The organism is Thauera phenylacetica B4P, from assembly GCF_000310225.1.
Lineage (GTDB): Bacteria > Pseudomonadota > Gammaproteobacteria > Burkholderiales > Rhodocyclaceae > Thauera > Thauera phenylacetica.
The window spans coordinates 11,971-34,991 of the sequence record NZ_AMXF01000010.1 but is presented as its reverse complement, the minus strand read 5'-3'; the positions used below and the strand labels follow the sequence as shown (position 1 = coordinate 34,991).

Below are 23,021 nucleotides of genomic sequence, written 5' to 3'. Positions count from 1 at the left end.
TCGGGGCATTCGGAGAGGGACGGTGGATCCGGCCCCGCACAGGGCCCGAACGGCGACCCCCCAACCATACACGGCGGCAGACTGGATGTATCGTGCAGCCTGGGCACTGCAACGAGGCCATACCCACGTCATCCCGGCGCGCGCCGATCAATGCAGGTCTGCGCTACGGCGGCCGCGCCTCAGGGATGGCGCCAGAACGCAAAAGCCTGGAAACGGCTGCCCTGCCACCAGGCGCTCGCCGGTGTACCACGCAGCACGTTGCGCGTACCGGCCTGCGACTCGAGCGGGCGCAGCACCTCGTGCTCCGCACTGCGCACCGCCTTCGCGTCGCCGGTTTCGGGCACCACCGCGGTGATGTGGCCGGGGCGGTTGAGGTCCACCCGGCGGGCGACGATCACGCACACCTGGCCGGCATTGGCCGCCGCCTGCAGCGCGGTGAGCTCGACCTCGCGCCTCCAGCCGAAGGCGGGACCGTGGTCCTCGAGCCAGTCGTACAGCGAGTTGGCGTTGAGCTCGCGTACCGTGCGGCCGTATTCGACCGCCACCTGGGCGCCCTCGCGCAGCTGCAGCAGGGCGCGGTCGGTCCACCACACCCGCGGCAGATAGACGCCGCACAGGTAGGCCAGGTCGGTCGCGTAGATGTTGCAGTAGGTGGTGCTGCCCGCCGGCTTGTAGCGCAGATGGGCGGGGTTGGCCACATCCAGGTAATCGACGATCGCCGACACCGAGGCCGCCAGGCTCGCCGCGTCGCCGCCCGCACGCGCGGGGCGGCCGGCTTCGCCGAGCGGATAGGCGCGACCGCCGTCGCGGCGGCGGGTGATGTCGGCGCGATCCTGCTGCATGTGTGCCGCAGGAAGCGCGGCGGCCTGCGCCGGGGCGGCGGGCACGGTTGCCGCACCACGGCTGGTCGGCAACGCCTTGAGATAGCGCTCGGCGACCACGCCCTCGCGCAGCAGCCCGCTCAGGGACACACGGATGCGCACCCAGCCGGGCTCGCCGGCGGGCCCGAGCACCTGCACCTCCTTGCCCTGGTTCAGCACGCCGATCCGCGTGCGATCGGCGACCACCGGCGCGCTGCGCAGCATGAGCTGGGTAGCGCCGACACGATGCGAGGGCTGCAGCACCGCGGGCTGGGCGACGGTGTCGACCGTGCCGGCCGCCGTCAGCTCGCGCAGGGTGCGCTTGGCCGTGCGCAAGAGCTCGAGACGGTGCTCGTATCCGATCAAGCCGCCGTTGATCCGGCGCGTGATCGCGCCGAGGTCGTCGACATCGGCGAGCGCGTTGATCGCGTTGCGATCCCAGTAATACACCGCGGACTCGACCGCGTAGCGCTCGGCCACCCAGTCCGGGTTGGCCACCACGTCGGCGCCGCACCACTGCGCGAAGCTGCGGTAGTTGTCCTTGCCGGTGAGCTGGATGAGGCCGCGGCCACGATAGCGGAAGCCGTCGCCGCTGGACTCCGGGCCGTTGCCCATGCGGCTGGCGTAGACGCGGTTGGCGATGTGCTCGGGCTGGCGCGCGTGGGCTGCCGCCTCGGCGTCGCTGCGGTAATACTTGCGGAAGACCCTGCGCAGGCCTTCGGCGGAATAGTTGAGGTTCTCTTCGGTCAGGCGCAGGCAGCCGGATTCGTGCATCACCTGCGCGAGAAAGTGGGCGATGCGCAGCTCGGTGTCGATGCCATGCAGCGCCATCGCCGCGTTCAGCGCATCGAGGTGCCGATCGGCATGCGCCGCCGAGGCCCCCATCCGGGTAAGCAGTTCGCGCGTGACCAACATGGCATTCTCCCTGGGAGGCATTCCTGCCTTCACTTAAGCCCATGGGGTCGGCGTTTTCAAGACCTGTCGCCCCGGACGGCGTTGGGCGACGCGAACGGCGGACGAAGCCGGCGGGAAAGTCGGCCATAATCCGTTCATCCCGCTCTCGCGGACGGAGGCGATGCCCATGTTCTCCATGCCCTCGCGCTCGACCCCCAGGATCGCCGCCGCCACACTGTGCGTGCTGGCCAGCCTCGTGTTCGCGGGTGGCTGCGACGCCCGCACGCCATCGGCCGGTGCCGCGCGCTCCGATGCCGCGCCGCTCGCGACGCGCTGGCTCGTGGTGTGCAGCAGCACGGACGACGCCAACGACACCCGGCTGCTGCTCGGCCTGGCCGCAGACGGACGCCGGGTGACCCGCTTCGAGATCGTCACGCCGGATTTCCTGTGGAACATTCCCGGCCAGCCCGAGACGCCGCGCTTTCCTGCCGGCCAGAGCGATGCCTCGCCCGACCTCGCCGGCGCGCTGCGCTTCGAGGCGATCATCGACGCGACGGGCGAGCTGCGCCTGCTCGACTTCGGCGCACCGGAGCCCGACGCGGTGCAACTCGAAGGCCTGCGCGGTTCGCTCGCGCTGCATGAAAGCTGGCAGAACGGTCGCGCCCTGGGCTCTCTGTTCCACGCCGCGACGGGCAACCTGGTGGAGGTCGCGCCGGTGCAGTGCCGACGCTCCGAGGAAACGCGACCACCCGCACGGCCGTGACGCGTGCGTGTGATTGCCGGACCGCCGGGTTCGCAGCGGCCGCAGCTCCTACAGGCGGCTCCGGGACGCGCGGCGGTTCATGTAGGAGCGCCGGCAGGCGCGAAAACAGTGGCGGGAGCACGCCGCGCACTTTTACCCTAGATCAGCCCGAGCCCGCGCAGCAGCCACACCCCCGCGCTGGTGGTGAGCAGCGAGCCGAGCGTGGTCAGCGCGATGATGTTGGCCGCGAGCGTGGCGTTGCCGCCCATCGCCCGCACCATCGAATAGCTCGCCGCCGCCGAGGGCGAGGACGCCATCAGCATCAGCACGCCGAGCTCCATGCCGCGGAAGCCCGCCGCCCACGCGCCGAGCGTGAACACCAGCGGCATCGCCACCAGCTTGCCGAAGCCGGCCAGCGCGGTGTTGCCGGCTTCGGCCCGCAGGCTGCGGAAATCCAGCGTCGCGCCGGCGCACAACAGGGCGAGCGGCAGCGTCATGTCGGCGATGTAGCCGGCCGACTTCATCGCCACCGCCGGCAGCGGGATCGCGAACGCCGACACCGGCAGCGCGAGCAGGATGCCGAGGATCAGCGGGTTGGTGGCGATGCCGAGCAGGACCTTGCCCGGACCCTGGCTGCGGTGCAGCGAGCGGCTGAGCGTGATCACCCCGAGGATGTTGACCAGGATCGTCAGCACGCCGACGTAGAGCGAGGCCATCGCCAGCCCCGGCTCGGCGTAGGCGTTGCCGCAGTAGGCCAGGCCCACGACACCGAAGTTGGAGCGGAAGGCGCCCTGCACCACCACGCCGCGATCGCGCTCCGGGTGCACGACGAAGCTCGCCACGATCTCCATCAGCAGCCAGATCGCCACCGTCGCCACCAAGCCGTAGACCAGCATGCCGGCGCTCGCCGAGTCCGCAAGCCGCGTGCGCGCGATGTTGACGAAGAGCATGGTCGGCAGGCCGACCACGAACACCAGCCGCGAGCCCGCCGCGATGAAGCCCTCGGTGATCAGCCCGACCCGGCGCAGCAGCACGCCGAGGCCGAGCAGGGCAAAGATCGGCCCGGTGACGCCGAGCGAGAAGTCGAGCAGTTCGAGGAAACCGGACATCAGGGCCGCAGCACGAACAGCAGCGCCGACAGCGTGCCCACCGACACCAGCGTGGACAGGAAGACCGCCGAGGCCACCGTGGACTGGCAGGCGCCGTAGCGCTGCGCGAACAGGTAGGGCGTGATACCCGCCGGCAGCGCCGCCAGCAGCACGCCGGTCGCCACCCACAGCGGCGGCACGTCGAACACCTGGGTGGCGAGCAGCCACACGATGAGCGGGTGCAGCACGGTCTTCAGCCCCACCAGCAGCGCCGGCTCGCGCAGGTTGCCGCCCAGGCTGTAGCGCGTCAGCGAGGCGCCGAGCGCGAACAGCGCGCACGGCGTCGCCGCGCTGCCCAGGCCCTTGGCCACCGCGTCGAGCGGTCCGGGGATTTCGATGCCGAGCAGCGCGAAGGCCAGCCCGCTGGACAGGCCCCAGATGATCGGGGTGCCGAGCACGCTCTTCGCCAGCTTCAGCGGCATCGCGCCGCGCCCTTCACCCTTGCCCTGCGCGGCCTCGATCAGCGCGGTGGTGGGTGGCAGCAGCAGCAGGCTGTGGCAGGCGATCATCACGAACAGCGGCAGCGCCGCATCCGGACCGTAGGCGGTCATCACCAGCGGGATGCCGAGCATGCCGGTGTTGGAAAAGCCCCCGCCGAGCCCGAGCACCGCCTGCTCGTCGAGCCGGCGCCCGAACAGCACCCGGCCACCGATCATCGCCAGCGCATACACCCCGAAGGCGCCGATGTAGTACGACAGCAGATAGCCCCAGGGCATCGCGTCCGGCAGCTCGGCCTGCGCGATCGCGCGGAACAGCATCAGCGGCAGCGCGAAGTTGAACACGAACAGCGACAGGCCACGGTTGGCCGCCTCGTCGAAGGCGCCGTGGCGTGCGGCGGCGTAGCCGAGGCCGAGCGTGCCGAAGACCGGCAGGATGATGCCGAAGATGATGTCCATTGCGTCCCCTGGAAAAGCGCGCGTGATGATCGGGCGAACGGGCGGCCGACAGCCACCGACGTCGGCGGGGCGCTATTCAGCTCGGCCGCGTTCCGCCTCTTCCTGGACCCTGGCCAGGCGTTCACGGCTGTTCGACAGGTGCGTGCGCATCGCTGCGCGCGCGGCTTCCGGGTCCTGGCGGCGGATCGCGTTGTAGACGTCCTCATGCTCGCGGTTTACGCGGTAGAGGTACTCGGCGAAGTCGTCACCAGCCAGGCGTGCCGTGTTGACTCGCGAGCGCGGGATGATGGTCTCGCCGAGATGCTTCATGAAGTCGGAGAAATGCGCATTGCCGGTAGCGTCCGCGATCGCGAGATGGAAGCGAATGTCGGCGCCGATGCAGCTCTGCTGGGTACCGACCGCCGACTGGAAGGCATCGAGCGCCGCCCGCATCTCGTCGAGTTGCGCATCGTTGCGGCGCAGGGAAGCAAGCGAAGCCGCCTCGGTCTCGAGGGCGATGCGCAGTTCGAGGATCGCGATGACGTCGCGCACCGTGTTGAGGGTCGCAGGATCGATCCGCAGGGTTCCCTGCGTCTGCGACGGCGTTGACAGAACGAAGGAGCCGATGCCGTGGCGCGTCTCCACCAGTCCGGCAGCCTGCAGGCGCGAGATCGCCTCACGCACCACGGTGCGGCTGACCCCGCGCTCTCGGACGATCTCCGACTCCGTGGGCAGCTTGTCGCCGGCGCTGAGTTCGCCAGCCTGGATCCTCCGCGTCAGTTCCGCCATCAACTCATGAGCGAGACCACGTGCGGGACGGCGGCGCGGGCGGACGGTGTCGGGTGCGGCGGCAGGTGCGGGGTTCATGGCAACAAGCGCGCGATGCGCTCCTGGTCGAGGGTTTCGCAAGGCCCGAACGAAGTGACGTGGCAAGCCGGGCTAGAACAGCTTGCGGTTGATTGTATGTTGTCTGACGTCTTGAGCCAAGCTAATGCCCCGCCTGATTGTCAGACATCCGAAGCCCGCACCTCCAAACCTGAAGAGTCATCGGACCACATCGAAACCAAGTCCTCCCCGAATTGCGCGCTGCAACAATGACTTATTCACTAAAAACGAGCGTGAAAGCCGAGATTCAGGGTCTTCCGTGCTGCACTGCAATAGAAAAAATCATTCTGAGGATCAAAAAAGCACTTGCATTCCCGTCTTTCGATTTATAGGATGTCATACATCTTCAGCAGGCGTGATAAAGACATGACTTCCTCCAGATCCAGCCTCAAGGCCCCGGTCGTTACCTCCATGCGCGTCGTTCCGGTCGCCGGTCGGGACAGCATGCTGCTTAATCTGAGCGGCGCGCACGGTCCGTACTTCACCCGCAACATCCTCATCCTCGAGGACAGTGCGGGCAACACCGGCCTGGGCGAGGTGCCCGGCGGCGAGAAGATCCGCCAGACCCTGGAAGACGCGCGCAGCCTCATCGTCGGCCAGCCCACTGGCAACTGGAACGCCATCCTCAACGCCATGCGCCAGCGCTTCGCCGATCGCGACGCCGGCGGCCGCGGCCTGCAGACCTTCGACCTGCGCGTGACCATCCACGCCGTGACCGCGGTCGAGGCCGCGCTGCTCGACCTGCTCGGTCAGCACCTGGGCGTGCCGGTCGCCGCGCTCCTCGGCGAAGGCCAGCAGCGCAGCGAGGTCGAGATGCTCGGCTACCTGTTCTTCGTCGCCGACCGCAGCAAGACCGATCTCAAGTACCGCAGCGAGCTCGACGCCGAGGATGCCTGGTTCCGCGTGCGCAACGAAGCCGCGATGACGCCCGAAGGCGTCGTGCGCCTGGCCGAAGCCGCCCACGCGCGCTACGGCTTCAACGACTTCAAGCTCAAGGGCGGCGTGCTGCGCGGCGAGGAAGAGGTCGAAGCCATCCGCGCCCTGCACGAGCGCTTCCCGCAGGCGCGCGTGACGCTCGACCCCAACGGCGGCTGGCGGCTGAAAGACGCGGTGCGTCTGCTGCGTGACCTGCACGGCGTCCTCGCCTACGCCGAGGACCCCTGCGGCGCCGAGAACGGTTTCTCCGGCCGCGAGGTGATGGCCGAGTTCCGCCGCGCCACCGGCCTGCCCACCGCCACCAACATGGTCGCCACCGACTGGCGCCAGATGGGGCATTCGATCCAGCTCCAGTCGGTGGACATCCCGCTCGCCGACCCGCACTTCTGGACGCTTGCCGGCTCGGTGCGCGTGGCGCAGATCTGCCACGAATGGGGCTTGACCTGGGGCTCGCACTCCAACAACCACTTCGACATCTCGCTGGCGATGTTCACCCACTGCGCCGCCGCCGCGCCCGGGCGCATCACCGCCATCGACACCCACTGGATCTGGCAGGAAGGCAGCGAGCGCCTGACCCGCGAGCCGCTGCAGATCGTCGACGGCAAGGTGGCCGTGCCGCAGAAGGGCGGGCTTGGCATCGAGCTCGACGAGGACCAGCTCGAGCAGGCGCACCGCTGCTACCTCGAAAACGGTCTCGGCGCGCGCGACGACGCGGTCGCCATGCAGTACCTGATCCCGGGCTGGATCTTCGACAACAAGCGCCCGTGCATGGTGCGCTGAGCCCTGCCCTCCACCCCGAAACCGCTTCAACGATCACGGAGAACTCACATGAAACTCGGATTCATCGGCCTCGGCATCATGGGCGCACCGATGGCGGGCCACCTGCTCGCCGCCGGCCACGAACTCTTCGCGCAGTCGCATGGCGGCGTGCCCGCCGAACTGCAGGAAAAGGGCGCCAAGGTTTGCGCCAACGCACGTGAAGTCGCGCAGCAGGCCGACATCGTCTTCGTCATGGTCCCCGACACCCCGCACGTCGCCGACGTGCTGTTCGGCGCCAACGGCGCGGCCGAAGGCCTGTCCGCCGGCAAGACCGTGGTCGACATGAGCTCGATCTCGCCGATCGCCACCAAGGACTTCGCCAAGCGCATCAACGCGCTGGGCTGCGACTACCTCGACGCCCCGGTCTCCGGCGGCGAGGTCGGCGCCAAGGCCGCCAGCCTGACGATCATGGTCGGCGGCAGCGAGGCCACCTTCGCAAAGGTCAAGCCGCTGTTCGAGCTGATGGGCAAGAACATCACCCTGGTCGGTGGCAACGGCGACGGGCAGACCTGCAAGGTCGCCAACCAGATCATCGTCGCGCTCAACATCGAGGCCGTCGGCGAGGCGCTGCTGTTCGCCTCCAAGGCCGGCGCCGACCCCGCCAAGGTGCGCCAGGCGCTCATGGGCGGCTTCGCCTCCTCGCGCATCCTCGAGGTGCACGGCGAGCGCATGATCAATCGCACCTTCAACCCCGGCTTCCGCATCGAGCTGCACCAGAAGGACCTCAACCTGGCCCTCGAAGGCGCGCGCGCGCTCGGCCTGTCGCTGCCGCACACCGCCAGCGCGCTGCAGCTGATGAACGCCTGCGCGGCCCACGGCGGCGCCGGCTGGGACCACTCCGGCCTGGTGCAGGCGCTCGAGATCGCCGCCAACCACAAGATCGCCGGCAACTGAGCCGCGCCCGATCCCACCGCTCTCCCACGGCGGGCGCCGTGGATGACGCAAGTCGCCGCAGTGCCCGCCACCTTTTTGCCTAGCGCATCGGAAACGACCATGGACCTGCCCATCAACCGTTTCAAGCACGCCATCCAGTCCGGCCAGAAGCAGATCGGCCTGTGGTCGCACCTGTGCAGCAACATCAGCACCGAGATCCTCGCCCACTGTGGCTACGACTGGCTGCTGCTCGACATGGAGCACTCGCCCAACGAGGTCGGCACCATCCTGTCGCAGCTGCAGGCGATGAACGGCGGCAGCGCCACGGCGATCATCCGCCCCTACTGGAACGACATGGTGCTGTTCAAGCGCCTGCTCGACATCGGTGTGCAGACCCTGCTCGTGCCCTACGTGCAGACCGAGGAAGAGGCGCGCAACGCGGTCGCCTACACGCGCTACCCGAACCGCGGCGTGCGCGGCTACGCCGGCGCCCCGCGCGCCTCCAACTACGGCCGCATCAAGGACTACGCCCACCGCTGCGAGGACGAGATCTGCGTGCTGGTGCAGGTGGAGACCGTCGAGGGCCTGAAGAACATCGAGGCGATCGCCAGCGTGGAAGGCATCGACGGCGTCTTCATCGGCCCGGGCGACCTCTCCGCCGCGCTCGGCCACCTCGGCAACCCCAAGCACCCCGAGGTGCTGGCCGCGATCGAGGACGCGATCCGCCGCATCCAGGCCTGCGGCAAGGCCGCCGGCATCCTCACCGGCGACGAGACCCTGGCCAAGCGCTACGTCGAGCTCGGCTGCCTCTTCGTCGCCGTGGGCGCCGACCAGAACGTGCTGCGCGATGGCGCGCAGGCCCTGGTGCAGCGCTTCAAGGCCTGATCCAACGACTCACACCCGGACGACCACCATGCTCGAAAAGCCCGCTTCTCCCATCCGCTTCAAGCGCCTGCTGCTGACCGGCGCGGCCGGCAACCTCGGCAAGGAGCTGCGCCCCCGCCTGCGCGCCTATTGCGACGTGCTGCGCGTCAGCCATCGCTCCGACCTCGGTGCGCCGGGCGCCGGCGAGGAAGTGATGACGGCCTCGCTCGAGGACAAGGACGCCATGCTGGCGCTGCTCGACGGCGTCGACGCCGTGGTGCACATGGGCGGCGTATCCACCGAACAGCCCTGGGAGCCGATCCTGGCCGGCAACATCGTCGGCGCCTACAACCTCTACGAGGCGGCACGCAAGAACGGCGTCAAGCGCATCATCTTCGCCAGCTCCAACCACGTCACCGGCTTCTACCGCCAGGACGAGGTCATCGACACGCGGGCCCCGGTCCGACCGGACGGCTTCTACGGCCTGTCGAAGGCCTTCGGCGAGAACCTCGCACAGCTCTACTTCGACCGCTGGGGCATCGAGACCGTCAGCCTGCGCATCGGCTCGTCCTTCCCCGCCCCGGTCGACCGCCGCATGCTCGCCACCTGGATGAGCTTCGACGACCTCGAGCGCCTCGTGGTCGCCGGCCTGACCGCACCGATCGTCGGCCACACCGTCATCTACGGCATGTCGGACAACGCCACCACCTGGTGGGACAACACCCATGCCCGCCATATCGGCTACCGCCCGCTGGACAGCTCCGACGTGTTCCGCGAGGAGGTCGAGGCCCGCCAGCAGACCATCGACCGCAAGGACCCGGTCGCGCTCTACCAGGGCGGCGGCTTCGTGGCCAAGGGGCCCTTCGACTGATCCGACCGGCTTCTTTCATCACCGGCCTCGAGCCGCCAGCGGCGGCAAGCGGCCCGCAGCACCCCATCCACAGGAAGGAGACTCACATGAAAACTCGCAGGAAATTCCTCGCCACCGGCGCCCTGATGGCTGCGCTGGGCCTCGCCGGTTTCGCCCCGATGGGTGCGAACGCACAGACGGTCATGAAGGCGGCCGACGTGCACCCCACCGGCTACTCGACGGTGGTAGCGGTCGAGAACATGGGCAAGAAAGCCGAGGCCGCCACCAACGGCCGCATCAAGTTCCAGATGTTCCCGGGCGGCGTGCTCGGCGACGAGAAGACCATGATCGAGCAGACCCAGTTCGGCGCGATCCAGATCCTGCGCACCTCGCTCGGCCCGGTCGGCAACGTGGTGCCCGAGGTCAACGTCTTCAACATGCCCTTCATGTTCCGTGACGAGGCCCACCTGCACGCCGTGCTCGACGGCCCGATTGGTCAGGAGATGCTCGACAAGATCAGCGCGTCGTCGGCCAAGATGGTCGCGCTCGCCTTCACCGTCGCCGGCAGCCGCAGCCTGTACACCAAGAAGCCCGTGCGCACGCCCGACGACCTCAAGGGCCAGAAGATCCGCATGATGGGCAACCCGCTGTTCATCGACACCATGAACGCGATGGGCGGCAACGGCATCTCGATGGGCTACGGCGAGGTGTTCACCGCACTGCAGACCGGCGTGATCGACGGCGCCGAGAACAACGAGCCGAGCCTGCTCACCTCGAACCACTACACCACCGGCACCAAGTACTACACCCAGACCAAGCACCTGATGATTCCCGAGATCATCGTCATGTCGAAAGTCACCTGGGACAAGCTGTCGGCGGAAGACCAGGCCATGTTCAAGAAACTCGGCCGCGAGGCGCAGATGGAACAGCGCGATCTGTGGAACAAGAGCGTGGCCGAGAGCACCGACAAGCTGAAGGCCGCGGGCGTCGAGTTCATCGACGTCGACAACAAGCCCTTCTACGACGCCACCGCACCGGTGCGCGCCAAGTACGGCGAGAAGTACGCGGACCTGATCAAGCGCATCGAAGCGGTCAAGTAAGCGTCAAGACGTCTCTCCCAGGGGTCGATGTACCGCATGGGCATCGGCCCTACCTCCGGAGTCCTCTCCAAATGAGTCATCCCTTCATCCGGCTGATGGACCACGTCTATCACGCCTGCATCTGGGTCGCCGGCCTGTCCATCCTGGCCATGTCCCTGATCATTCCCTGGGGCGTCTTCTCACGCTACGTGCTCGGCACCGGCTCGCATTGGCCGGAACCCATCTCGATCATGCTGATGGTGGTGTTCACCTTCATCGGCGCCGCGGCCAGCTATCGGGCCGGCGGGCATATCGCCGTGGCCATGCTGACCGAACGCCTGCCCGCGAGCCTCCAGAGCGTGTGCGCCAAGCTGGTCGATCTGCTGATGGGCGGCATCAGTGTGTTCGTCGCCTGGTACGGCATGGATCTCGTGCTGGCGACCATGGAACAGACCGTCGCCGAGTTGCCGTCGATGCCGGTCGGCTACACCTACCTCGCCCTGCCGGTCGGCAGCGCGATCACCCTGCTGTTCGTCATCGAACGCGTCGTCTTCGGCAGCCAGCACACGCGGCCGATCGTGCGCTTCGACGAACACCACGAAGAACCCGCCGAAGGAGGCGCATGATGGACGCCCTGGTCCTGCTCGGCAGTCTTGCCATCTTCATCGCGATCGGCGTCCCGGTCGCCTATTCCCTCGGCCTCGCGGCGCTGGTCGGCGCGATGTGGATCGAACTGCCACTCGAGGCGGTGATGATCCAGCTGGCCTCGGGGGTCAACAAATTTTCGCTCCTGGCGATCCCCTTCTTCGTGCTCGCCGGCGCGATCATGGCCGAGGGCGGCATGTCGCGCCGCCTGGTCGCCTTCGCCGGCGTGCTGGTAGGTTTCATCCGCGGCGGCCTGTCGCTGGTGAACATCCTCGCCTCGACCTTCTTCGGCGCCATCTCGGGCTCGTCGGTCGCGGACACCGCCTCGGTCGGCTCGGTGCTGATCCCCGAGATGGAACGCAAGGGTTACCCGCGCGCCTTCGCCGCCGCCGTGACGGTCAGCGGTTCGGTGCAGGCGATCCTGATCCCGCCCAGCCACAACGCGGTGATCTATTCGCTCGCCGCCGGCGGCACGGTGTCGATCGCCAGCCTGTTCATGGCCGGTGTGGTCCCAGGCCTGCTGCTCGGGCTGACCCTGGCGATCATGTGCCTCTTCATCGCCAAGAAGAAGAACTACCCGAAGGGCGACCCGATCCCGCTGCGCCAGGCGCTGCAGATCGTCGGCGAGGCGATGTGGGGTCTGCTCACCATCGTCATCATCCTCGGCGGCATCCTCAGCGGCGTGTTCACCGCCACCGAGTCGGCGGCGATCGCGGTGGTGTATGCCTTCTTCGTCACCATGTTCATCTATCGCGACTACAAGTGGAGCGAGTTGCCCAAGCTGATGCACCGCACCGTCAAGACCGTGACCATCGTCATGATCCTGATCGGCTTCGCGGCATCCTTCGGCTACCTGATGACGCTGATGCAGATCCCGATGAAGGTCACGGCCGCCTTCACCGCGCTCTCGGACAACCGCTACGTGATCCTGGCGCTGATCAACGTCATGCTGCTGGCACTCGGCACGCTGATGGACATGGCGCCGCTGATCCTGATCCTGACGCCGATCCTGCTGCCGGTGGTCACCGGACTCGGCATCGACCCGGTGCACTTCGGCATGATCATGATGGTGAACCTGGGTATCGGCCTGATCACGCCGCCGGTGGGCACGGTGCTGTTTGTGGGCAGCGCGGTCGCCAAGCTGCCGATCGGCGTGGTGACGAAGGCGGCGATGCCCTTCTTCTTCGCCCTCTTCATCGTGCTGCTGTTCGTCACCTACGTGCCCGGCCTGTCGCTGTGGCTGCCGCGCGCCCTCGGCCTGTGAGCCCGCGATGAGCACCGTGGTCTATGTCTCCAACGCCGACAGCGGCGACCTCTCGCTGCTGTCGATGGCGGCCGACGGCACCCTGGCGCCGCTCGGCACGGCGGAAGTCGGCGGCACGGTGATGCCGCTCGCGGTCAGCCCCTGCCGCCGCTTCCTGTATGCGGCGCGGCGCAGCGAACCGATGGCGGTCGTCAGTTTCGCCATCGATCCGGCCGATGGCGCGCTGAGCCGGCTGGGCGAGGCACCGCTGCCGGCGAGCATGGCCTACATCGCCACCGACCGCAGCGGGTGCTGGCTGTTCGGCGCGTCCTACCAGGGCGACGTGCTCACGGTGAGCCCCATCGGCCCCGACGGCATCGTTGCCCCGGTACGGCAATCGATCCCCACCGGCCGCCACGCCCACGCCGTCCTGCCCGCCCCCTCCAACCACCACGTCCTGGCCACCAGCCTGGGCGGAGGCGTGGTGATGCAGTTCACGTTCGACCCCGACCGCGGCAGGCTCGATCCGAACGAACCCGCCACCTTGCCGATCCGGCCCGGCGCCGGCCCGCGCCACCTGCGCTTTCATCCGGATGGCGGAGTCGCCTATCTGCTCAACGAACTCGACGCCTCCCTCGACGTGCTCGCCTTCGATGCAAGGAGCGGGACGCTGCGTCCAGTACAGACCGTCGACACCCTGCCGCCCGGCTTCACCGGCGAACCCTGGGCCGCCGACCTGCAGATCACCCCCGACGGCCGCTTCCTGTACGCCAGCGAGCGGCGCTCGAGCACGCTCGCCGCCTTCCGCGTAGAGGACGCCGGCACGCGCCTGGTGCCGCTCGGCCATATCGCGACCGAGACGCAACCGCGCGGTTTCGCGATCGACCCGGATGGCCGCTTCCTCCTCACCGTCGGCCAGCTTTCCAACCGTCTTGCACGGTACGCCATCGACCCTGCCAGCGGCATGCTCGAAGCGGTGCAGTCGCTGCCAGTGGGGCGCAATCCGAACTGGGTGGAGATCGTCGAATTGCGCGGTCACGAGCCCCCGGACTGAGATTTTCTCCACTACCCGGAGCCCCCGGCTCCGCTCCAACGGACTCAGCCGAACGGGCAGAGTCCATTGCGACGCACCCGGATCGTGCAGGCGGAAGACCCCGTCCTGGCGGTTCGACGCGCCCCCGATTTCCGGCAACCCTCCGGCAATGCGGGACAAAAAGCACACGAAAAAGTACGCAACGACTCCAGGAGACCCTCCATGCAACCCAACTTCCCCCGCAGCCGCCCGCTCGCCCTCGCGGTGGCCGCAGCAATGACCAGCCTGCTCGGTGGCTGCTTCGGCGACTCGGATCCGTCCTACGAGCAACCCACCCTCGATGTCCGGGTAAAGAAGATCGTCGGCGAGAGCGGCTACGAATTTCGCGACCTGAACGGCAACGGCAGCGTCGACCCCTACGAGGACTGGCGCAAGCCGATCGACGCCCGGGTCGATGACCTCGTCGCCCGCATGACCCTGGAGGAGAAGGCCGGGCTCATGCTCATCCAGACCCTGAATGGCGGCTGCGCCGGCGCGGCTCCCGCCCTCGCCGACAACTACATCGGCGTGCAGATGATGCATCGCTTCATCTTCCGCAACGTGGTCGACGCCGTCGGCACCTGCGCACCGGACAGCGGCATCCGCGCGGGGTCACGGCTCACCCCGGCCGAAGCAGCAAAATACATGAACACCATCCAGGCGATGACCGAGGCCACCCGGCTCGGCATCCCCGCGCTGTTCAAGTCGAACGCCCGCAACCACTTCGAGCGCGATGCCCGCACCGGCATCAACAACTCGTCGGGCGTGATGACCGAATTCCCCAAGGAGGCCGGCATCGCCGCCGCCGCGCTGGGCGAGGAGTTTCGCAACAAGGGAACGACCACGGTCGGCGACATGGCGGTGGTCGAGCAGTTCTCCCGCGTAATGGGCGAGGAATGGAAGGCGATCGGCCTGCGCGGCATGTACGGCTACATGGCCGACCTCAGCACCGAACCACGCTGGTATCGCGTACATGAGACCTTCACCGAGGATGCCGATCTCGCCGCCAACATCATGAAGACGCTGGTCGTTCATCTGCAGGGCGGACCACTCAAGCCCGAGTCCCCGGTCGCGCTGACCATGAAGCACTTCCCCGGCGGCGGTCCGCAGGAGCTCGGACTCGACCCGCACTACGCCTTCGGCAAGAACCAGGTCTATCCGGCGGGCCAGTTCGGCTATCATCTCAAGCCCTGGCAGGCCGCGATCGACGCCGGTGTCTCCTCGATCATGCCCTACTACGGCGTGCCGATCAGCGTGACCTACGACGGCGTCACCTACGACCAGACCGGCATGGCTTTCTCGAAGCAGATCGTGACCGATCTGCTGCGCGGCAAGCTCGGCTTCGACGGTTACGTCAACTCCGACACCGGCATCATCAACGACCGTGCTTGGGGCCTGGAGGGAAAGACGGTACCCGAGCGGGTCGCCGCGGCGATCAACGGCGGAACCGACACGCTATCCGGCTTCAACGACGTCAAGACGATCACCGATCTCGTCGCTGCCGGCCTGGTGACCGAACAGCGCGTGGACGAAGCCGCGCGCCGCCTGCTGAAGCCGCTGTTCGAGCTCGGCCTGTTCGAGAACCCGTACGTCGCCGAAGCAGCTGCAACCGCCAGCGTGGGAACCGGAGCCAACCGCACCGCCGGCCTGGACGTCCAGCGCAAGTCCGTCGTGCTGCTGCAGAATCAGGGGGACGCGGGCGCGAAGACGCTGCCGGTACCGGCGGGCGCACGCATCTATGCGATGGGCATCGACACCGCCGACCTGCGCAACTACTTCGCCGACGTCACCAACGGCGAGGCCGATCCGTCCGGTGCCGCCCTCCCGCGCGATGCCCAGGGCAGGGTCGACGGCCGCCCCTCGGCCGCCGGATACGACCGCGCGATCATCCGTGTCGAAGTGCGCAACGTCGGCACCAACGGCTATCGCTCCCTGGATCCGGCAACGGGGGCGAACCCGTCCTTCCTGAATCCGCTCACCGGCGCCGTCTGGGGCGCGCAGGACCCCTGCGTCACGCATCCCGCGCAGAACCCGCAGTGCGTGGACGACGGCTACCTTGGCGGCCCGGTCGCCAACGGCCTGGTCTTCGGCGGTGCGCTGCCCTGGGAGGCGAACAATCTGTCGTTCTCCACGATGGCCTCGTCGAAGTCCTGGCAGATCTCGCCCGCGCTCGCCGACATTCAGGCGGTCATGAACGAGATCGGCGCCGAGAAGACCGTGCTCAGCGTCTACTTCCGCCAGCCCTACGTGCTCGATGACGCCAGCGGCCTGAAGGATGCGGGTGCGATCGTGGCCGGCTTCGGTGTGAGCAACACCGCGCTGCTCGACGTGCTGACCGGCAAGATCCTGGCGACCGGCACATCGATCGCCCCGCAAGGCAAGCTCCCGTTCGCGCTCGCCAAGAACCTGCAGGCGGTAATCGACAACGACCCCGACGCACCGGGCTACCCGGAAGCCAACACCTTGTATCCGTTCGGCTTCGGTCTGAGCTACTGACGCGGCAAGCGGGGCGGGCCGATGCTGCCGGCTCGCCCCGACATTCGAACGGAAGGCGCAACCGCACAAGGAGGATCCAGATGCAATCACCGCTCACCATCCGCATGCACCCCGCCGACAATGTCGCCATCGTCGCCAACGACGGCGGTCTGGCCGCGGGAACGGTCCTGCCCGATGGCCTCGTGCTGCGCGAGAACATCCCCCAAGCCCACAAGGTCGCGCTGATCGACCTCCCTGCCGGCACCGCGGTGCGGCGCTACGACGTCGCCATCGGCTACACCGTACAGGACATCCCGGCCGGCAGCTGGGTGCATGAGCGCCTGCTTCGCATACCCGCTGCGCGCGAACTCGACGGCCTGCCGATCGCGACCCGCAAGCCCGCGCCACTGCCGCCGCTCGAGGGCTACACCTTCGAGGGCTACCGCAATCCCGACGGCTCGGTCGGCACGCGCAACCTCCTCGCCATCACCACCACGGTGCAATGCGTGGCCGGGGTGCTCGACTTCGCGGTGCGGCGCATCAAGGCCGAGCTGCTGCCGAAATACCCGAATGTGGACGACGTCGTCGGCCTCGAACACAGCTACGGCTGCGGCGTGGCCATCGACGCGCCCGACGCCGTCGTGCCGATCCGCACCCTGCGCAACATCAGCCTCAACCCGAACTTCGGCGGCGAGGTGATGGTGGTGAGTCTGGGCTGCGAGAAGCTGCAGCCCGAGCGCCTGCTGCCACCGGGCAGCATCCCGATCGTGGATGAACGCGCCCCGGGCACCGGCACCGATGCCGGGCTCGACGTCGTCTGCCTGCAGGACGAGCGCCACGTCGGCTTCCTGTCGATGATCGACTCGATCCTGAACAGCGCCGAGGAACACCTCAAGCGCCTGAACGCCCGCCGGCGCGAGACCGTACCCGCCTCCGAGCTGGTGGTGGGCGTGCAATGCGGCGGCAGCGACGCGTTCTCCGGCGTCACCGCAAACCCGGCGGTCGGCTTCGCCACCGACCTGCTGGTGCGTGCCGGTGCCACCGTGATGTTCTCGGAGGTCACCGAGGTGCGCGACGGCATCGACCAGCTGACCGCGCGCGCCATCGATGCCGAGGTCGCCGCGGCGATGATCGCGCAGATGGCCTGGTACGATGCCTACCTGGATCGCGGGCGCGTCGACCGCAGCGCCAACACCACGCCCGGCAACAAGCAGGGGGGCCTCTCGAACATCGTCGAGAAGGCGATGGGCTCGATCGTGAAGTCCGGCACGGCACCGATCTCGGGCGTGCTGGCGCCGGGCGAGAAGCTGAAGCAGAAGGGCCTGATCTACGCCGCCACCCCCGCCAGCGACTTCATCTGCGGCACCCTGCAGCTCGCCGCCGGCATGAACCTGCACGTGTTCACCACCGGCCGCGGCACACCCTACGGCCTGGCCGAATGCCCGGTGATCAAGGTCGCCACCCGCAGCGACCTGGCGCGGCGCTGGCACGACCTGATGGACGTCGACGCCGGTCGCATCGCCACCGGCGAGGCGACGATCGAGGACATCGGCTGGGAGCTCTTCCACCGGATGCTCGACGTCGCCAGCGGCCGCAAGACTTGGGCCGAACACTGGAAGCTCGCCAATGCGCTGGTGCTGTTCAACCCGGCGCCGGTGACCTGATCCTTCATCCCCCGCTTTGCCCCCGCGCGCGCCTTCCGCGAGGAAGCTGCGCGCAAGCCACTTTTCAGGGAGCCCGATCTCGTGGATAGCCGCAACTTGTTCTCCGGCCCGAAGGCCGTCTTCCTGCTCGCCACCCTGTGCTGCCTGCTGTGGGGCAGCGCCTACCCCGCGATCAAGAACGGCTACGCGATGTTCGGCATCGCCGCCGACGACATCCCCGGCAAGCTCGTGTTCGCCGGCTGGCGCTTCCTCTTCGCCGGCTGGGTGCTGCTGGTACTGGCCCGGATCATGAACAAGCCGGTGTTCTGCTTCGGCGCTCGTGATCTTGGCGCACTGGCCCTGCTTGGCGTCACCCAGACCACACTGCAATACGTCTTCTTCTACATCGGTCTCGCGTACACGACCGGGGTGAAGGGATCGATCCTGAACGCCACCGGCACCTTCTTCAGCGTGCTGCTGGCGCACTTCATTTACCACAACGACCGCCTGAGCTATCGCAAGGCGCTCGGCTGCGCGGTGGGCTTCGCAGGCGTCATGGTGGTGAACCTCGCCGGGGGCGGCGCCGGGCTGGATTTCGAGTTCACCCTGCTCGGCGAGGGCTTCATCGTCATCGCGGCCTTCGTTCTGTCTGCGGCGACGATCTTCGGCAAGCGCATCTCGCAGCGCATGGATTCGATGGTGATGACCGGTCATCAGCTATCGATCGGCGGCGCGGTGCTGCTGCTGATGGGCTATGGCGGCGGCGGCACGCTCGAGGGCTTCACCCTCGCCTCCACGGCACTGCTGGCCTACATGGTGGTCCTGTCCTCGGCAGCCTTCGCCCTCTGGGCAACCCTGCTCAAGTACAACCGCGTCGGCATGGTCACGGTGTACAACTTCCTCATCCCGGTGTTCGGAGCCTTGCTGTCGGCGATCTTCCTCGGCGAGGACATCCTTCAGTGGCGCAATGCGCTCGCCCTGGCGATGGTGTCGGCCGGCATCTGGTGGGTGACCACCGAGAAGACACCCTCGCTCACCGTTGCGTCGGCGCCGATCCAGCAACCGCAAACCACCCGCAAGACCGGCGGGCCCTCGCACTGAGGCGCCCTGACCCGCCCACCACCTCTCAATCCCGTACCCGAAACCTGCCCCGAGAACGCTCGCAATGACCCGCCAGACCAAGATCGTCGCCACCCTCGGCCCCGCCTCGTCCGACCCGCAGATCCTCGCCCGCATGGTACAGGCCGGGGTCGATGTGGTGCGCATGAACTTCTCCCATGGCAAGGCCAGCGACCACATCGCGCGCGCCGAGGCGATCCGCAAGGCGGCCGCGAACGCCGGCCGCCCGGTGGGCATCCTCGCCGACCTGCAGGGGCCCAAGATCCGCGTCGGCAAGTTCGAGGAAGGCCGCGTGACGCTGACCCGCGACGCGCCCTTCATCCTCGACGCCCGCTGCGAGCTCGGCAACGCCCAGCGCGTCGGCCTCGACTACAAGGACCTGCCCAAGGACGTGAAGCCGGGCGACGTGCTGCTGCTCGACGACGGCCGCCTCAAGCTCACCGTGCAGCGCGTGGTCGGCCACGAGATCCACACCCTCGTGAAGGTCGGCGGCGAGCTGTCGAACAACAAGGGCATCAACCGCCAGGGCGGCGGGCTCACCGCGCCCGCGCTCACCGCCAAGGACATGGACGACATCCGCACCGCCGCGCTCATCGGCGTGGACTTCGTCGCGGTGTCCTTCCCCAAGAGCGCGGCCGACATGTACATGGCGCGCCAGCTCATGCGCGCCGCCGGCTGCGCCGCGCTCTTGATCGCCAAGATCGAGCGCACCGAGGCGGTGGCCAACCTCGACGAGATCCTCGACGCCTCCGACGGCATCATGGTGGCGCGCGGCGACCTCGCGGTGGAGGTCGGCGACGCCGCGGTGCCAGCGCTGCAGAAGAAGATGATCCGCGCCGCGCGCGACCGCAACAAGCTCACCATCACCGCCACGCAGATGATGGAGTCGATGATCACCAGCCCGGTGCCCACCCGCGCCGAGGTCTCGGACGTGGCCAACGCGGTGCTCGACGGCACCGACGCGGTGATGCTGTCGGCCGAGACCGCCGCCGGCAAATACCCGGTCGAAGTGATCGAGTCGATGAGCCGGGTGTGCGAGGAAGCGGAAAAATCGGCCGAGATCGGGCTCGATCGCGAGTTGCTGAACCGCGTCTTCACCCGCATCGACGAATCGATCGCAATGGCAGCGATCTGGACCGCCTATCACCTCAAGGTGAAGGCGATCGCCTCGCTCACCCAGACCGGCTCCACCGCACTGTGGATGAGCCGACTCAATGCCGGCGTGCCGATCTACGCGCTCACGCCCGAACCCCGCGCCCACGACCAGATGACGCTGTACCGCGACGTGCGCCCGCTGCTGATCGAGCAGCGGACCGACGACCGCGACCTGTTGCTGTGGGAAGCGGAACAACTGCTGCTGCGTCGCGGCATCGTCGACCGGGGCGACCTGATCGTGCTCACCATCGGCGAGCCGATCGGCAGCAGCGGCGGCACCAACACGATGAAGATCGTGCGGGTCGGGGAGCATCCCGAGCCGGCACGCTGACCGCAGCGCAAGGGCGGCCGCACGGGGCCGCCTGCCCGGCATGCGGTGCGAACGCGCGCTCAGGCGCCGGACGGGGCAGCCGAGCCGAGCCGTAGCACCGCCGCGACGTTGCGCGCCGTGAGCTCCACGTTGGCGGCCGCGTCGCGCAACGCCTCGTCCAGCGTGCACGGCTTGCCCAGCACGCTGAACACCGCGTCGATGCCGTGCGCGTGCACCACGCCGACGTCGGCGCCGAGCGAACCGGCGATGCCGATCACCGCCTTGCCATGGCGCTTGGCGACGCGGGCGACGCCGATCGGCGTCTTGCCATGCACGGTCTGGAAGTCGATGCGGCCCTCGCCGGTGATCACCAGGTCGGCGTCGCGTACCTGCGTGTCGAGGTCCACCGCCGCGGTGACGATCTCGATGCCGGGCTTGAGCGTCGCGCCGAAGAAGGCCAGCATCGCCGCGCCCATGCCGCCGGCCGCGCCGGCGCCGGGCACCGTGTCGACCGCCACGCCGAGGTCGCGCTCGACGATGCGGGCGAGGCGGGCGAGGTTGGCGTCCAGCGCCTGCACCATCTCGGGCGTGGCGCCTTTCTGCGGGCCGAACACCGCCGAGGCGCCGCGCGCGCCGGTGAGCGGGTTGTCCACATCGCAAGCGACTTCGATGCGGCACTCCTTCAGGCGGGGATCGAGCGCGGAGACGTCGATGCGATCGAGGTCGGCGAGCGCACCACCGCCCGGGCCGAGCTCGAGCCCCTGCGCGTCGAGCAGGCGCGCGCCCAGCGCCTGCACCATGCCGGCGCCGCCGTCGTTGGTGGCGCTGCCGCCGATGCCGAGGATGAAGCCGCGCGCGCCAGCGTCGAGCGCGGCGCGGATCAGCTCGCCGGTGCCGCGCGAGGTGGTCACCAGCGGATTGCGCCGGTCCGGCGGCACCAGCGCCAGGCCGCTGGCGGCCGCCATCTCGATCACCGCGGTGTCGCCGTCGCCAGTGAGGCCGTAGAAGGCCTCCACCGGCTCGCCGAGCGGGCCGCTCACGGCGACGACCTCTCTGCGCCCAGCGGTGGCGGCCACCATGGCGTCGACCGTACCCTCGCCACCATCGGCGACCGGCACCAGCACGTACTCGGCGGCGGGGAAGACCTGGCGAAAGCCGGCTTCGATCGCCTGCGCGACCTCGAGCGCGGACAGGCTCTCCTTGTAGGAATCGGGGGCGATGACGATCTTTTTCATTGGCAGGGTCTCCGGTCGCTGCGGGTCGAATGCCCGCTGAAGTGGAGCTTATTCCCAGCCGGCCGACAATCAATCGTCTGTTTGCACAAACAAAGTACCTTGAATACAGGTTTTATTGTCAAACCCGACTATGCCTCACCAACATCCAGTTCGAGGCCGATGAACAGCAGCAGGCAGTCGTTCAGACGGGAGAGGTCCAGTGCGGTGATCTCTCCAATGCGGCGCAGGCGGTACTCGAGGGTGTTTCGATGCACATGGAGCGCGCCGGCGCTCGGCGCCGCCTTCATGTCGTGCGCGAACCACGCCGCCAGTGTGCGCCGCAACTGGCCGTCGCGGTCGTGCCGCGCGAGGCGGCGCAATGGAAGGCGCAGTTCGTCGGCCCGCCAGCCCTCGCCCAGGCCGGCGAGCAGCACCGGCAGGGTGAGTTCGTCGTAGCAGTGGATCGCCGCCTGCGGGCGATGGCGGCGCCCGGCCTGCAGCGTGGCGCGCGCAGACTGCCAGGAACGCACGAGGCCATCGTCGCCACCGAAATACCCACCGAGGGCAAGACAGGGCTGCCCGCTGCCCTCACCGCGCAGGCGTTCGTGCAGGCTCTGGAGGCGGCCCCGCAGATCGGATGCCGCAGCGGGCAAGGGCATCAGTACGGCCAGCTCGCGCAGCGTCACCGGGGCACAGGCCAGGCCGGGCTCGTGCTCGGCAAGCAGCCGGCGCAGGCGCTGCTGCGCGGCGAGGACGGCATCGGCCGCCAGCCCCGCGTCGGCGATGTCGATCAGCAAGGCGACGCACGGTCGGGCGAGATCGACGCCGAGGCGGCGCGCCCAGTCGTCCAGCCCGGCGCCCGGCGGGGACACGCCGATCCGCTGCAGCACCAGCTCCTCGCGCAGGCGCTGGTCGCGCGCGAGCATCTGCATCCATTGCGCCTGCTCCAGCATGGTCTCGGCCGCCAGTCGGACCAGCTCGGCGTGCTGGCGGACAGCATCGGGTTCGCCGCTCAGGCCCACCACCCCCACCACCCTGCCTTCCGCACGCAGGGGCAGGTTGATGCCCGGTCGGGTATCGTGCAGGCGCTGCGCGACCGCCTCGTCGACCTCCACCGCCCGCCCCTGCGCGAGCACCAGCAGCGCACCCTCGTGGCGGGTCCCGAGGCGCGCGCGGTCGCCGCTGGCGATGACCAGCCCGCGCTCGTCCATCACGTTGACGTTGGTGTGCAGAATCTGCATCGCGCGATCGACGATGGACTGGGCGAGCGAGGCATCGAGCAGGAACATGGCGGTGCGCCGGTGACGGATTGGACGGGAA

19 protein-coding genes are annotated in these 23,021 nt (G+C 68.4%); 13 read left to right on the top strand and 6 right to left on the bottom strand.

Annotation, left to right across the window (positions count from 1 at the left end; genetic code table 11):
• Positions 1–179 precede the first annotated feature (179 nt).
• Entirely contained in the window at positions 180–1,775 is a 1,596-nt protein-coding gene (locus tag C667_RS03295) for a glycoside hydrolase family 19 protein (RefSeq protein WP_004356967.1), read from the bottom strand.
• Positions 1,776–1,941: 166 nt separating this feature from the next.
• Between C667_RS03295 and C667_RS03290 the strand changes: the two genes are divergently transcribed.
• A complete protein-coding gene (locus C667_RS03290) occupies positions 1,942–2,517 on the top strand; it encodes a hypothetical protein (protein ID WP_004356965.1) in 576 nt (191 codons plus the stop codon).
• Between the two features lie 137 nt (positions 2,518–2,654).
• On the opposite strand, the gene C667_RS03285 is transcribed toward C667_RS03290, so the two are convergent.
• The 3 genes from C667_RS03285 to C667_RS03275 form a co-directional block, all read right to left on the bottom strand.
• On the bottom strand, positions 2,655–3,605 hold the full coding sequence (locus C667_RS03285) for an AEC family transporter (protein ID WP_004356964.1): 951 nt from the start codon (positions 3,603–3,605) through the stop codon (positions 2,655–2,657).
• On the bottom strand, positions 3,605–4,540 hold the full coding sequence (locus tag C667_RS03280) for an AEC family transporter (RefSeq protein ID WP_004356962.1): 936 nt from the start codon (positions 4,538–4,540) through the stop codon (positions 3,605–3,607). The genes C667_RS03285 and C667_RS03280 overlap by 1 nt, the downstream gene beginning before the upstream one ends.
• A gap of 72 nt (positions 4,541–4,612) precedes the next feature.
• Positions 4,613–5,308 (bottom strand): FadR/GntR family transcriptional regulator, encoded by a 696-nt coding sequence (locus C667_RS03275; RefSeq protein WP_004356960.1) that lies wholly within the window; start codon positions 5,306–5,308, stop codon positions 4,613–4,615.
• A gap of 462 nt (positions 5,309–5,770) precedes the next feature.
• Between C667_RS03275 and gudD the strand changes: the two genes are divergently transcribed.
• The 12 genes from gudD to pyk all read left to right on the top strand — a co-directional run bounded on the left by gudD (position 5,771) and on the right by pyk (position 20,508).
• On the top strand, positions 5,771–7,120 hold the full coding sequence (gene gudD / locus C667_RS03270) for a glucarate dehydratase (RefSeq protein ID WP_039920678.1): 1,350 nt from the start codon (positions 5,771–5,773) through the stop codon (positions 7,118–7,120).
• Between the two features lie 3 nt (positions 7,121–7,123).
• Complete coding sequence (gene glxR, locus C667_RS03265; RefSeq protein ID WP_370701704.1) at positions 7,124–8,053, top strand: 2-hydroxy-3-oxopropionate reductase; 930 nt, start codon at positions 7,124–7,126, stop codon at positions 8,051–8,053.
• A 99-nt stretch (positions 8,054–8,152) separates the two neighbouring features.
• Positions 8,153–8,917 (top strand): HpcH/HpaI aldolase family protein, encoded by a 765-nt coding sequence (locus C667_RS03260; RefSeq protein WP_004356954.1) that lies wholly within the window; start codon positions 8,153–8,155, stop codon positions 8,915–8,917.
• A gap of 28 nt (positions 8,918–8,945) precedes the next feature.
• Positions 8,946–9,767: an NAD-dependent epimerase/dehydratase family protein gene (locus tag C667_RS03255; RefSeq protein ID WP_004356952.1), complete on the top strand. Its 822-nt coding sequence runs from the start codon at positions 8,946–8,948 to the stop codon at positions 9,765–9,767.
• 86 nt (positions 9,768–9,853) lie between these two features.
• A complete protein-coding gene (locus tag C667_RS03250; RefSeq protein ID WP_004356950.1) occupies positions 9,854–10,846 on the top strand; it encodes a TRAP transporter substrate-binding protein in 993 nt (330 codons plus the stop codon).
• 71 nt (positions 10,847–10,917) lie between these two features.
• On the top strand, positions 10,918–11,451 hold the full coding sequence (locus C667_RS03245) for a TRAP transporter small permease (RefSeq protein WP_004356948.1): 534 nt from the start codon (positions 10,918–10,920) through the stop codon (positions 11,449–11,451).
• On the top strand, positions 11,451–12,734 hold the full coding sequence (locus C667_RS03240) for a TRAP transporter large permease (RefSeq protein ID WP_004356946.1): 1,284 nt from the start codon (positions 11,451–11,453) through the stop codon (positions 12,732–12,734). The genes C667_RS03245 and C667_RS03240 overlap by 1 nt, the downstream gene beginning before the upstream one ends.
• A gap of 7 nt (positions 12,735–12,741) precedes the next feature.
• Positions 12,742–13,767, top strand: a complete 1,026-nt coding sequence (locus C667_RS03235) for a lactonase family protein (RefSeq protein ID WP_004356944.1) — start codon at positions 12,742–12,744, stop codon at positions 13,765–13,767.
• A 201-nt stretch (positions 13,768–13,968) separates the two neighbouring features.
• A complete protein-coding gene (locus C667_RS03230) occupies positions 13,969–16,281 on the top strand; it encodes a glycoside hydrolase family 3 protein (RefSeq protein WP_004356943.1) in 2,313 nt (770 codons plus the stop codon).
• A gap of 80 nt (positions 16,282–16,361) precedes the next feature.
• Positions 16,362–17,924 (top strand): galactarate dehydratase, encoded by a 1,563-nt coding sequence (gene garD, locus C667_RS03225; protein ID WP_004356942.1) that lies wholly within the window; start codon positions 16,362–16,364, stop codon positions 17,922–17,924.
• Positions 17,925–18,005: 81 nt separating this feature from the next.
• Positions 18,006–19,004, top strand: a complete 999-nt coding sequence (locus C667_RS03220; protein WP_051174615.1) for a DMT family transporter — start codon at positions 18,006–18,008, stop codon at positions 19,002–19,004.
• A 64-nt stretch (positions 19,005–19,068) separates the two neighbouring features.
• The gene (gene pyk, locus C667_RS03215) at positions 19,069–20,508 is read left to right on the top strand and encodes a pyruvate kinase (protein WP_004356938.1); all 1,440 of its coding nucleotides are present in this window, start codon (positions 19,069–19,071) and stop codon (positions 20,506–20,508) included.
• Between the two features lie 59 nt (positions 20,509–20,567).
• Here pyk and C667_RS03210 read toward each other — a convergent pair whose 3' ends face one another.
• Both C667_RS03210 and C667_RS03205 read right to left on the bottom strand, forming a co-directional pair.
• Positions 20,568–21,722, bottom strand: coding sequence for a glycerate kinase (locus C667_RS03210; RefSeq protein WP_004356936.1), 1,155 nt, complete (start codon positions 21,720–21,722; stop codon positions 20,568–20,570).
• Positions 21,723–21,850: 128 nt separating this feature from the next.
• Positions 21,851–22,990 carry a sugar diacid recognition domain-containing protein gene (locus tag C667_RS03205; protein WP_004356934.1) on the bottom strand — a complete coding sequence of 380 codons (1,140 nt, stop codon included), beginning with the start codon at positions 22,988–22,990 and terminating at the stop codon, positions 21,851–21,853.
• Positions 22,991–23,021 lie beyond the last annotated feature (31 nt).